Annotated in this window: 5 protein-coding genes; 3 read left to right on the plus strand and 2 right to left on the minus strand. The window is 68.5% G+C overall.

Annotated features, from left to right (window positions below; all coding sequences use genetic code 11):
• Positions 1–46: 46 nt before the first annotated feature.
• Positions 47–9,235 carry a Hint domain-containing protein gene (locus GV832_RS22455; RefSeq protein WP_168776560.1) on the minus strand — a complete coding sequence of 3,063 codons (9,189 nt, stop codon included), beginning with the start codon at positions 9,233–9,235 and terminating at the stop codon, positions 47–49.
• Between the two features lie 422 nt (positions 9,236–9,657).
• On the opposite strand from GV832_RS22455, the gene GV832_RS19525 reads away from it, so the two are divergent.
• Both GV832_RS19525 and exaC read left to right on the plus strand, forming a co-directional pair.
• The gene (locus GV832_RS19525; RefSeq protein WP_168776561.1) at positions 9,658–10,566 is read left to right on the plus strand and encodes a GAF domain-containing protein; all 909 of its coding nucleotides are present in this window, start codon (positions 9,658–9,660) and stop codon (positions 10,564–10,566) included.
• Between the two features lie 105 nt (positions 10,567–10,671).
• On the plus strand, positions 10,672–12,192 hold the full coding sequence (exaC, locus tag GV832_RS19530; protein ID WP_168776562.1) for an acetaldehyde dehydrogenase ExaC: 1,521 nt from the start codon (positions 10,672–10,674) through the stop codon (positions 12,190–12,192).
• A gap of 123 nt (positions 12,193–12,315) precedes the next feature.
• On the opposite strand, the gene GV832_RS19535 is transcribed toward exaC, so the two are convergent.
• A complete protein-coding gene (locus tag GV832_RS19535) occupies positions 12,316–12,534 on the minus strand; it encodes a hypothetical protein (protein WP_168776563.1) in 219 nt (72 codons plus the stop codon).
• A gap of 610 nt (positions 12,535–13,144) precedes the next feature.
• Here GV832_RS19535 and tnpB point away from each other — a divergent pair.
• On the plus strand, positions 13,145–13,315 hold the full coding sequence (tnpB, locus tag GV832_RS19540; protein WP_168776564.1) for an IS66 family insertion sequence element accessory protein TnpB: 171 nt from the start codon (positions 13,145–13,147) through the stop codon (positions 13,313–13,315).
• The last annotated feature ends 8 nt before the right edge of the window (positions 13,316–13,323 follow it).

Consider the following 13,323-nt stretch of genomic DNA (forward strand, 5'->3'; position numbering starts at 1 on the left):
ATCGATGTCAACGGGAATGATGGCGGGCCTTGCAAAAAGGGGGGGGTCAGAGCGCGGGGAGACGGGCCAGGATCGCCCGCGCCTCGGCGGCGCTGGCCAGGGGCAGGCAGCGCGGGCCATAGGAGCCCGGGACCAGGCGGGACAGCGCCAGGCGGTCGGCCTCGGTCAGGGCGGCAAGAGCCATGGGGCCGGGATAGAAGCTCTCGCTCCAGGCGCCTTCGGCCCGGATCAGGCCGTGCTCGGGCAAGAGAAGATGGTGATAGGTCACCCGGGTCATCCCCCGCGCCACCCGCGCACCCGGCGCCCATTCGGCCAGGTGGCGGGCGCGGATCAGCCGGTCGCCCACCACGATGCCATGTTGCGGCGAGAGGGTCAGGTCGCGCAGATTGCCGAAGCGGCCCGCCTGGAGGCGGATCGGGCGCAGATGCGGCAGATCGGCCAGGACCTCGGGGCCAAGCGCCCGTGTCCCGTGCCACAGGATCGGCCGCGGGCCCCTGGCCGTCATCACCAGGTCTCCGGGCGCCAGGTCCTGGACGGGGCGCTCGCCCTCGGAGGTCAGGATCATCGTGCCTTGGGCGAAACAGGGGATGCCCATGGCGTAAAGCTGGCCCGGAGCGGCGGCGGCTGCGGGCGAGAGGCCCAGGATCGTGACCTGCTCGCCGCCCGGGAAGCTGAGGATCGTATTGCCGTTGCCATCGTCGGTCACCGCCACGTCATAGGTCTTGATCGGGTTGCCCTGGCCATCGGTCAGGGCCGAGACGTCGAGCTGGTCATTGGTGAAGCCATCGGCATCGCCATCGCCCAGGTCGAAATCGGTGATCACGTCATGGCCGGGCTGGGTCTCGACGACGAAAAGGTCATTGCCCGCGCCGCCGGTCAGGCTGTCGTCGCCCGCCCCACCCTCCAGCCGGTCATCGTCATCGCCGGCCGAAAGCGCGTCATTGTCCGCGCCCCCCTGAAGCGTATCGGCCCCGGTGCCTCCGAAGATCCGGTCCTCGCCGCCATCGCCGCGCAGGAGGTCGTTGTCGCCCTCGCCCACCAGCGTGTCATTGCCGTCCCCGCCGTCCAGCGTGTCGTCGCCCGCCCCGCCGAAGATCGCATCCGAGGTCGCATGGCCCCCGCCCCAGTCGTTGCCGTCATGGGCGATGATCAGCGCGGGCTCGCCATTGGGGCCCTGGAGCGTGGTGTTGGACCCGTCGTCGCCCTCGACCAGGCGATAGGTGACGCCGTCGAAGGTCACATATTCGGCGCCCTCGACCGTGTCGGTGCCATCGCGCCCAGACACGCCATCGGTGACGATCAGCCCACCCGTGGGACTGCGGCCGAAGCTGTAATCCTCGACCGGGCCCGAGAAGATCACGGTGTCGGTGCCCGACCATCCCGAGATCAGGTCATTGCCGCTGCCGCCGGTCAGCTGGTCGTTGCCCGCGCCCCCGCCCAGCGTGTCGCCGTAAGCGCTGCCCAGAAGCGTGTCGTTGCCGTCGAAGCCATCGGCATTGACCCCGCCCGAGGCGGCGCTGGCGTCGATGACGTCGTTGCCCTCCGTGGTCCAGATGAATTCCATCTGGGCAAAGCTGCCGCCCCCGCCCGCGTCGAAAGCATAGGTCCCGGCCTCGGCCCCGGTAAAGGTGACGGTGGCGCCGCCGGAATTGGCATCCAGCCAGAAGGCATCCGTGTCGCCCGCGCTTTCCCCGCCGAAGAGCGTGTCATTGCCCTGCCCGTCCCAGATCGAGACGATGTCGTCGCCCTCTCCGGCATCGAGGAGGTCATTGCCCTCGTCGCCCGAAAGGTAATCGTTGCCCGTCCCGCCATCAAGCGTGTCATTGCCCGCCCCGCCCAGAAGCGTGTCGTTGCCGTCGCCGCCATAGGTGAGGTCGTCCCCCGCCCCCGCCGTCAGCGAATCCTCTCCGGCGTCGCCTGACAGCGTGTCGTTGCCATCGCCCGCATCGATCACATCCGTCCCGGTCCCGCCCGAGACGCTGTCATCCCCCGCCCCCGCCATCAGCGTGTCGTTGCCCGCGTCGCCCGCCAGCGTGTCACTGCCCGCATCGCCCAGGACCAGGTCGTTGCCCTGCCCGCCCGCAATCGAGGCCGTGCCGGTTCCGCCCTCGATCGTGTCATCGCCCTGCCCGCCGTCGATCGTGTCGTCGCCCGCATCGCCGTAAAGGGCGTCGTTGCCCTCTCCGCCCTCGATCAGGTCGTTGCCCGCCCCGCCATAGACCGTGTCGGTGACCGCGCCATCGCCGGCCAGGAGGGTGTCGTTGCCATCGCCGCCCTGGATCAGGTCGGCGCCGATCCCGCCATCCACCAGGTCATCGCCAGCCTGCCCCAGCAAAGTGTCGTTGCCTGCATCGCCCGAGATCTGGTCAGCGGCCGCGCCGCCGGTGGCAAGATCGTCGCCCGCGCCCCCGAAGAGCGTGTCGCCCTGGTCGCCCGCCAGCAGCGTGTCATTGCCGTCCTGGCCCAGCAAGAGGTTGCGCCCCGCGCCGCCCAAAAGGCTGTCGTCCCCGGTCTCGCCCTCCAGCGTGTCATTGCCCGACCCGCCCTCGATCGTGTCGTTGCCCGTGCCTCCATGGGCATCGTCGTCGCCGTCGCCGGCCTGGATGGAATCGTTGCCGCCAAAGCCGCGGATCGTGTCGTTGCGCCCATCGGCCCCGTCGATCTGGTCGCCCTGGACATCGGTATAGCCCGCGCCCATGACATCGTCGCCGCCGGTGCCATCGACGATGGTGACGACCATGACCTGTTCGATGCCGTCAAAGCTCAGCGTGCCGCCGCCGTAAAAGGTGATGACCCCGCTTTCGTCATCGCCTCCGCCATAGGCGATCGACTGCACATTGCCGACGCTCAACGTGTCGTTGTCAGTGCCACCCTCGCCGCCATGGATGACATCGCCCGCCTCGCCCTCGATCCAGTCGGCATCGTCGCCGCCCTCGATCGTGTCGGCCCCATCGCCGCCGAAGAGGCTGTCGGCCCCGGTGCCGCCCTGCAAGAGGTCGTCGCCCACTTCGCCCGCAAGCCAGTCGCCATCCGCCCCGCCAGAAAGGCTGTCGTTGCCAAGGCCCCCCGTCAGGCTGTCGGTGCCCGCCCCGCCCTCCAGCGCGTCGGCGCCCTCTCCGCCGTAAAGCGTGTCATTGCCGTCATCGCCAAAGAGGCTGTCATCGCCGGTCCCCCCGTCCAGCGCATCGCCCCCGGTCCCGCCATAAAGGCTGTCGTCGCCCGCATCGCCCGCCAGGGAATCGGCATCGTCTCCACCATAGAGGCTGTCGTTGCCAAGCCCGCCCGTCAGGCTGTCCTGCCCCGCCTCGCCGGAAAGCTGGTCATTGCCCGCATCGCCCGACAGCGTATCCGCCCCGGTCCCGCCCGAAAGGCTGTCGTTGTCGTCGCCGCCGTAGAGGACGTCGTCGCCCGCATCGCCCGACAGCGTGTCATTGCCCGCCTCGCCATACAGCAGGTCCTGCGTGTCGGCGCCGCCCGAAGGGGCCCCCGCGCCGTCGCCGCTCAGCCGGTCGTCCCCCGCGCCGCCGTGGATCGTGTCGGCCCCGGCCCGGCCCTCGACCACGTCGTTTCCGGCCCCGGCATAGACCTGGTCATCCCCTGCCCCGCCCGTCACCGTGTCATCATGGGCCGAGGCCACGAGGATCTCGATCCCGCTCAGCGTATCGCCCGCCGCATCCCCGCCCGACCCGGAGCCCGTGCCCAGGTCCAGGGTGATCGGACCCGAGGCGCCCGAATAGTCGGCCGTGTCGGTGCCCGTGCCGCCCGACAGGAGATCCGCCCCCGCGCCTCCGGTCAGAAGATCGTTGCCCGTCCCGCCGAAAAGCTGGTCGTTGCCCGCCCCGCCCGTCAGCGTGTCGTCACCCGCCCCCCCCTCGACCGAGACGGCGGCACTGCCCGCCGCGCCGTCGAAACTGTCGCCCTGCGCGGTCAGGACGAAGTTCTCGATCTCGGCAAAAGTGGCGCCATGGCCGCCCGAGGTCAGGCTGCCCGCCTCCGAGCCGGTCAGGGTCACGACGGCGGCCGTGGTCAGGGTCGACATGTCCAGCGTGTCGCCCGTGGTCTGGCCCGCGCTGCCGCCGTCGATCGTGTCGCTGTTGAAGGCGCCGTCCAGCACGAAACGGTCGTCGCCATCGCCGCCAAAGAGGCTGTCGTTGCCCTCGTTCCCGTTCAGCGAATCGTTGCCCGTCCCGCCATAGACCAGGTCGTCGCCCCCGCGCGAGCGCAGCGTGTCATCGCCCGCCCCGCCGTAAAGCGTGTCGTTCACCGAACCGGTGCCCGCGATATAGTCGTTATAGGCGCTGCCGATGGCCGCCTCGAAGCCCGAGATCGTGTCGGTCCCCGAGGCCGTCCAGCCGAAGCCGTTCATCAGGTCGGCCGTCACGCCCGAGGTCTCGGCGCTGTAATCCAGCGTGTCGCTGCCCGACCCGCCCGACAAGAGATCGGCCCCCGCCCCGCCCGAGATCAGGTCGTTGCCGTCGCCGCCAAAGAGGCTGTCATTGCCCGATCCGCCCCGGATCGTGTCATTGCCCGCCCCGGTCTGGATGTTCAGATCGCCGCTGGCCAGGGTGGCGTCATAGCTGTCATTGCCGGCATCCGAGACGAAGACCTCGATCCCCTGGAAGCTGGACCCGCCAACCGTGCCGCCCCCCGCGGCATCGAAGACCACGGTCTCGGCCGTGCTGCCCGCCGTGGCCTGCAGCGTGTCGGTCCCGCTGCCGCCGTCGATCACGTCGTTGCTGGACAGGACGAAGACGTCGTTGCCCGTGCCGCCATAAAGCGAATCCGGCCCGCCGCTGCCGATCAGGCTGTCATTGCCCGCCCCGCCATAGACCGAAGACCCCGAGGCCGCCGTGAGCGTGTCGTCGAAGCCCGAGCCCAGGACGGCCTCGAAGCCCGAGATGCTGTCCCCCGCCGCATCCCCGCCCGAAACCGCTCCCGTGGCCAGGTTGACCGAGACCCCCGCGCCCGAGGCCGAATAGTCCAGCGTGTCGGTCCCATCGCCTCCCGACAGCGTATCCGCCCCGGCCCCGCCCGCGATCGTGTCGTTGCCCGCATCGCCCGAGAGGCTGTCATTGCCTGTGCCGCCCGTCAGCGTGTCGTTGAAGGACGAGCCCAGCACCGCCTCGAAGCCCGAGATCGTGTCACCCGCCGCATCCCCGCCCGAGGTGGCCCCGGTGCCCAGGTTGACCGAAACCCCGGCGCTTGACCCGGCATAGGACAGAAGGTCGTTGCCCGATCCGCCCGTCAGGCTGTCGGCCCCCGTGCCGCCCACCAGCGTGTCATCGCCCGTCCCGCCATCCAGCGTGTCGCTGTTGCTCCCGCCGAAGAGGGCGTCGTTGTCGGCCCCGCCGTAAAGCTGGTCGTTGGTATTGGCCCCGGTGATCCGGTCATTGCCCGCATCGCCGTAAAGCTGGTCGCCGTATTGCGTATCCTCGTCGGTGGTGGAGATCGTGTCATCGCCCGCCCCGCCATAGACCGTGTCCCAGGATTGCAGGACCGCGATGCTGTCGTTGCCCAGGCCGCCATAGACCAGGTCGGTGTCGGCGGGCCCCCGGCCCGTGCCCGAGAAGGTGTCGTTGCCATCGCCCAGGTCGATCGTATCGGCCCCGGCCGGCAGCGTGCTGCCCTGCAGGTCGTCGCTGACGACATCGTCTCCTGCCCCGGCGTCGATGCTGTCATTGCCGAGCCCGCCGGTCAGGCTGTCATTGCCCGCCCCGCCGATCAGCGTATTGGCGCCCGCGTCGCCGGTCAGCGTGTCAGCGCTTCCCGAACCCGTCAGATTCTCGATCCCCGTAAGCGTATCGCCCGCCGCATCCCCGCCCGAGGCCGCCCCGGTGGCCAGGTTCACCGAGACCCCTGTCCCCGAGCCGCTGTAATCGGCCGTGTCCGTGCCCGTGCCGCCCACCAGGCTGTCGGCTCCCGCCCCGCCCGCCAGCGTGTCGTTGCCCGCGCCACCGTCCAGCACATTGGCGCCCGCATCGCCCGTCAGGCTGTCGTTCTGGGCCGAGCCGGTGACATTCTCGATCCCCGAATAGGTATCGCCCGCCGCATCGCCCCCGCTCCCGGTCCCGGTGGCCAGGTTCACCGTCACCCCGGCGCCCGAGCTGCTGTAATCGACCCGGTCCGTGCCGGTGCCGCCGATCAGCGTGTCATTGCCCGCATCGCCGTAAAGCGTGTCGTTGTCCGCCCCGCCGTCCAGGCTGTCATTGCCCGTCCCGCCATAGAGCCAATCGTTGCCCGCATCGCCGCGCAGCGTGTCGTCGCCCGTGGCGCCATAGACCAGGTCCTGGCCCGTGCCGCCCTCCACCACGTCATTGCCGCCATCGCCGGACATCGTGTCATTGTCCGCCCCGCCGTATAGCAGGTCGCCCGCAGCCGTGCCCGCGATATAGTCGTTGCCCGCATCGCCAAAGGCCGTGGTGGCATCCGCCGTGGAATCGAACCCGGAGGCATCGTCGATGAGATCATCGCCCGCCCCGCCATAGATCGTGTCCAGCCCCGCGCCGTCATAGATCGTGTCGTTGCCCGCGCCGCCAAAGGCCTGGTCGTTGCCCGCCCCGCCATAGATCAGGTCGTTGCCATATTCGCCGGTGATCGTGTCGTCACCCGCGCCCGCATCGAGCGTGTCGTTGAAGCTCTCGCCAAAGCTCGTCGCCTGGTTGGCCTCGCCGATGATCAGCTCCAGCGGCGTGGCACTGCCGGCCTCGGTCACATAATAGTTCCAGGCCGAGCCGACACTGGCCGTGACCGACTGTCCGGGCGCCAGGGTCATGTACTTGACGGCGGACCCGTCGCTTTGGATCCGGTAGATATCGACAGAGAACGGCGCGTTGTTGGTGAAGCTGCCCGTCGTGTCCGACCCGCCCGACGAAGGATATTGCGCGGTGACGAAGCTCGTCCCGTCGCCCGAAAGGCTGTCGTTGCCCAGGCCGCCATAACCGAGGTCCGCGCCCGACCCGCCCCAGACCGTGTCGTTGCCATCGCCCGCGTCCAGGAGGTCGTTGCCGCTCTCGCCCAGGACCTGGTCGTTGCCCGCCTCGCCATAGACCGTGTCGGCCCCCGACAAGCCGCGCAGCGTGTCATTGCCTGTCCCGCCCAGGATCGTGTCGCTGCCCGAGCCGCCAAAGGCGCTGTCGTCGCCCGCATCGCCCTGGATGCTGTCGCTGTCCTTGCCGCCAAAGATCGTGTCGTTGTCCGCCCCGCCGTAAAGCAGGTCGTTGCCCGCATTGCCCGTCAGCGTGTCGTTGCCCGCCCCGCCGTAAAGCTGCGTGGTATAGATATCTCCGCCACTGGAGCCTTGCCAATCCGACCCGGTCAGGCTGTCGGCATAGGCCGAGCCTGTGATCCCATCGACCCCCGAAACGATGCTGTCGCCCGCCGCGTCCCCGCCCGAGGTCGCGCCCGTGGCCAGGTTGACCGTGACCCCCGCGCCCGAGGCCGAATAGTCGAGGTTGTCTTGCCCCGTGCCGCCATAGAACGTGTCCGCCCCGGCGCCTCCGGCCATCTGGTCATCGCCATCGCCGCCGAGGAAGAGGTCGTTGCCCTCCTCGCCCGAGAGCGTGTCATTGCCCGCCCCGCCCTCGACCGTGTCGTTGCCCGTGCCGCCGTAAAGCAGCTCGTTGCCAGAACCGCCCATGACCCGGTCGTCGCCCGCATCGCCATGGATCGTGTTGGCGGCGGCATCATCGACATCGACCGTGGTGCTGCCGGTGACGATGCCCAGCGCGTCATAACCCACGATCGTGTCGTTGCCATCGCCGCCATAGATCAGGTCGGCGCCGCCCGAACCCTCGATCCGGTCATCACCGGCATCGCCATAAACCGTATCCGCACCGGCGCCGCCGAAATAGGCATCGTTGCCCGCGCCGCCATAGACCAGGTCCGATCCCGCGAGGGTCGCGCTGCCCATCGTGTCGTCGCCGAGCCCGCCGTAGAAGGTGTCGTTGCCCGTCCCCCCCAAGAGGCTGTCGTTGCCCGCGCCGCCGTCGATCATCATGGACTGGGTGCTGCCCGAGCCCGCGACCGTGTCGGCATAGTCGGTCAGGCTCAGCGCCTCGATACCGGAGAAGCTGCCCGCACCCACCGTGCCGACGTAATCATAGCTGCCAGCCCCCGCCCCGGTCAGGGTGACCTGCACCCCCTGCGCCGTCGTGGCCGAGACGAAGCTGATTGCGTCATTCCCGGTGCCGCCGTCGATCGTATCGGTCTCGCCATCGTCGCGGACAAGGAAGACATCGTTGCCCGTGCCGCCGGACAAGAGGTCGTTGCCCGTGCCGCCCGCCAGCGTGTCATGTCCCGCCCCACCATAGGCCGTGTCCTGCCCGGCGCCCATGTCGATGGAATCATTGCCCGTGCCGCCGGTGACGCTGTCGTTCCCGGCATAGGTCTCGATCCGCAGACCCGTGGCATCGGCCCCGGCATTGACCGTGTCGTTATAGGTCGAGGTGAAGATCGCCTCGATGCCCGTGAAACTGCCCGAGGCCTGTCCGGCGCCGGCATAGGCATAGGTGCCGTCGCCGCTGCCGGTCAGCGAGACATTGGCCCCATGGGTCCCCATCCAGGTGCCGAAGGTGATGCTGTCCTGGTCACCCGCCTCTTCGCCGGCGTAATAGACGTCGGAATTGTGATCCTCTGTGACCCAGAGCCAGTCGTTGCCCGTGCCGCCATAGCTCGTGTCATTGCCCGCCCCGCCCGAAAGCGTGTCGTCGCCCGCATCGCCCCAAAGCTGATCGTTGCCCGCAGCCCCGATCAGATAGTCGTTGCCGATGCCCGCATAGATCGTGTCGTCGCCGCTGTCGTTGTTCCAGTCGCCGAAATTGTCGTTGCCATCGCCCAGTTCGACATAATCGTTGCCCGATCCGCCATAGACCTGGTCGTCGCCCGCATCGCCATAGATGCTGTCCGCCCCGCCCAGGGCCGAGATCGTGTCGTTGCCGGTCCCGCCATAGATCAGGTTGATCCCATCCGACATGGTGATGGAATCATTGCCCGCATCGCCCCAGGCATAATCCTCGTCCATGCCCGAGGAGGTGATCGTGTCGTTGCCGTCGCCGCCGTAAAGGTCGTCCCAGGTGCCGTCGCCGCCATAGAGCTTGTCGTTGCCCGTGCCGCCATAGAACGTGTCGCTGCCCGTGCCGCCGTAAAGCGTATCCTCGCCCGCATTGCCGTTGATCGTGTCGGCGCCGCTGGTTCCGGCCAGGTTGTCATTGCCCGAGCCTCCATTAACCGTCGCCATGGATCACCCCATGCGACGGCCAGGGCATCCGGAGGCGGCATGAGCGCACCGGGCCTTGGAGTTGGGTCTTGGCCATTGTTCAAGCGGTTCCTTGGACAGGGTCAGGTCGTGGCGGTGGCAGGGCGGGGCGATCGGGTTGAACGGTGCGTTCCTGAATCAGGCAACGGGCCGCTCTAAGACCGGGTTAAATCCCGCGGCATTCGCGGTTAACGCCCTGCCCTTTCTCGCTAAAGATCGAGCTTTTCGCCGGTCCGGGACCGGACCTCGCCCAGCCTGCGCATCGCCCCGGCGCCCCCTCCGCCGGGCTTGCCCCCGCCGGGCAGGACCTCGCCTTAAGACCTTTGTCGCGCTGGACCCTGCGGCCGTCTTGCCGCCATGGTGGGCGCGGGAATGGGGGGAGGCCCCCGGATCGGGAGGGCGGGATGGCACGCACAACCCATGCCGAAAAGGTGAGCGAAGCCCTGACGCGGGGCGAGGCGGCGCGGTCGGCGCTGGTCGCCTCATGGAGCCGGTCGGCGCGGCTCCATGGGCTCGACCCGCAGCGCCGCGGTGACGAGCGCCTGACCGACGGCGAGTTTCGCATGGCCCGCGACCGCTCCGGGCCGCTCTTGTCCCTCGCGCGCCCCGCGATCGAGCGGCTGTTCCAGACCGTGGGCGGGCTTGGAGCCTGCGTGATCCTGTCGGATGCCGAGGGCATCGCGCTGGACCGCTGTGGCGCGCCCTGCGACGACCCGGACTTTGCCGGCTGGGGGCTGTGGACCGGCACGCGCTGGACGGAGGCCGCCCAGGGCACAAATGCCATCGGCACCTGCCTGGTGGAGGCCCGCCCCGTCACCATCCACCGCGACCAGCATTTCCTGACCCGCAACACGGGGCTGTCTTGCATGTCGGCGCCGATCTTCGGCGCCGAAGGCACGCTGGCCGCCGTCCTGGACGTCTCTTCGGCCCGGGCCGAGGTGACCGAGGGCCTGACCCGGCTCATCGCCCAGGGCGTGGCCGAGGCCGCGCGGCGCATCGAGGCCGATCTCTTCCGCGCCGCCCATCCCCGCGACCGCATCCTGATCGTGCCGGGGGTCGAGGGCGCTCTCCTGGCCTGCGACGGCGACGAGCTGGTGACCGGCGCCACCCGCGCCGCGCGCAACCATCTGCGGCTGACGGGCCTGGGTCAGCCCGTGGCCGACCTTCTGGGCCTGACCGACCATGACCTGGTCGGGGCCGAGCGCGCCACGCTGCGCCGTGCGCTTGCACGCCATCGCGGCAATGCCAGCGCCACGGCGCGCGCCCTTGGCATCAGCCGCGCCACTTTCCACCGCAAACTGTCTCACGCCTGAGACAGTCGGGCCCGGGCCGCTCCTGCCCCCCCCTGCCCGAATCCCCTGGCGCGGCGCAGGCTTCCTTCATCGGGTCGCATGGAGGCGACCCCAGGGAGGACCCAGATGAACGAGATGACCCAGAAAGCCGGCCTTGTTGGCTCGCCCTTCAAGCACCGCTACGACAATTTCATCGGCGGCCAGTTCGTGGCCCCGGTCAATGGCCGCTACTTCGACAACGTGACGCCGATCACCGGCGCCAAGGTCTGCGAAGTGGCGCGGTCCGACGCCGCCGACATCCACCTGGCCCTGGACGCAGCCCATGCCGCCAAGGACGCCTGGGGGCGGACCTCGGCCGCGCATCGCTCGAACATTCTCTTGCAGATCGCCGACCGGATCGAGGCGAACCTGGAACTCATCGCCACCGCCGAGACCTGGGACAATGGCAAGCCGATCCGCGAGACGGTGAATGCCGATATCCCGCTGTCGGTCGACCATTTCCGCTATTTCGCGGGCGTGCTGCGGGCCCAAGAGGGCTCGATGTCGGAAATCGACAATGACACCGTGGCCTATCACTTCCACGAGCCCCTGGGCGTCGTGGGCCAGATCATCCCGTGGAATTTCTCGATCCTGATGGCGGCCTGGAAGCTGGCGCCTGCGCTGGCGGCGGGCAATTGCATCGTGATGAAGCCGGCCGAGCAGACCCCTGCCGCCATCATGGTCCTGGTCGAGGTCATCGCCGACCTCCTGCCGCCGGGCGTCTTGAACATCGTCAACGGCTATGGCGCCGAGGCGGGCGACGCGCTGGTGAAATCCGGCCGCATCGCCAAGATCGCCTTCACCGGCTCGACCGCCACGGGCCGCAAGGTGGCCGAGGGCGCGGTGGCGGCCCTGATCCCCTTCACGCTGGAACTGGGCGGCAAGTCGCCGAACATCTTCTTCAGTGACGTGATGGCCGCCGATGACGCCTATCTGGACAAGGCGGTCGAGGGCTTCGTCCTCTTCGCCTTCAACCAGGGCGAGGTCTGCACCTGCCCGTCCCGCGCGCTGATCCAGGAAGACATCTACGACCGCTTCATGGAGCGCTGCATTGCCCGCGTGAAGGCGATCAAGCAGGGCGACCCGCGCGACATGAACACGATGGTCGGCGCCCAGGCCTCCAAGCAGCAGCATGACAAGATCATGTCCTACTTCACCATCGGCCGCGAAGAGGGTGCCGAGGTGCTGGTGGGTGGCGATGCGGCGCGGATGGGCGGCGATCTGTCCGAGGGTTTCTACATCCAGCCGACGATCCTGAAGGGCCACAACAAGATGCGGGTCTTCCAGGAAGAGATCTTCGGGCCCGTCGTCTCGGTCACGACCTTCAAGGATGAGGCCGAGGCCCTGGCGATCGCCAATGACACGATGTATGGCCTCGGCGCCGGGGTCTGGACCCGCGACGGCACCCGCGCCTATCGCTTTGGCCGGGATATCCAGGCCGGCCGGGTCTGGGTCAACAACTACCACGCCTATCCCGCCCATGCGGCCTTCGGCGGCTACAAGCAGTCGGGCATCGGGCGCGAGACCCACAAGATGATGCTGGACCACTATCAGCAGACCAAGAACATGCTGGTCAGCTACAACCCCAACAAGCTTGGGTTCTTCTGAGAAAGCCGGGGGGCTTCGCGCCCCCCGGACCCCCGCGCCAAAGGGGAGCACGCTCCCCTTTGGAAACCCCGTGAGTATTTCAGCCAATTTGAACGCCTGCCCTGTTGGCCTGGGTCCGGTCCGTCAAAACGGCCGGCCCTTGTGGACGACGGCGGCTGCAATGGCCAAAGGCCCCGAGATCGGATCGCAAGCGCCGGGACGAAGGATGCCCTCCTGCAAGCGCTGGCCGAAAAGCGCTTCAAGCTCCCGGCCTCCAATGCGGCGATGGCAGATGACCATTTCCTGCGGGTCAGTGACCGCTACCCGGCTCCGATGGTCTCCTTCCCGGATGCGCAGGCCCATCTGGCCGGGCTGAACCGAAAGCTCGGCACGCAGGCTTGCCGGCTGCCGACCGGGGCGGAAGGGCACAAGCCCAGGCGCAGGCACGACGACGCGCTTTGCGCAGGGCATCGAGCCGCCCCCGACCAGGCCGATTTCCCGGGCCAGGCCCGCCCGGACCTCTGCCCTTCCCTGTCCCGGGTGACGCGCTGGACACGGCCCATGCCCGGGGGCTGCGCCCCATGTCCGGCCATGCGGGCGAGATCACGCTGTCCTGCTATGCCACCAGCGACGAGGGCTGGTCCGGGAGAGGGGAATGGCTGGAGAAAAGCGGTCCGCGCGGGGGGCTCTTTCGGGGGCCCGATGAATGCAGGACGCCTGGCCTTCCGGATGGCGGTCGAAGAGGCCGCGCGCAAGCAATCGACGGGTTCCGCATCGTGAAAGATCTGCGACAGGGCCCCGCCTGCCTTGCGCCTTGCGGCATCGTCAGGCAGTGCAGGCCGAAGTCAGCTGTCGGACCCAAAAATTATCGTCCACTGGCTGCTCTCCTCGCACCGCAAGCCATTGAAATATATAGACCGAAATCTCCGAAACACGCCTTGGGGCCACAAGGTGGCCATTTCACCCAGAGAAAATGACCATCGAAGGCTCCTACAAGGTCCTCGAACAGGGCAACTTTGCCTGGCCGAAGGTTCAGGACGGGGTGATGCGGGTGTCGCGGGCACAGTTCGAGGCTCTGTTCGAAGGTCTGGACTGGCGGCGGGTGATCGCCCAGAGGGTGTTGCCTCCGACTTCGGCAGGATGATCAGGAGG

The organism is Stagnihabitans tardus, from assembly GCF_009925085.1.
Taxonomy (GTDB): domain Bacteria; phylum Pseudomonadota; class Alphaproteobacteria; order Rhodobacterales; family Rhodobacteraceae; genus Stagnihabitans; species Stagnihabitans tardus.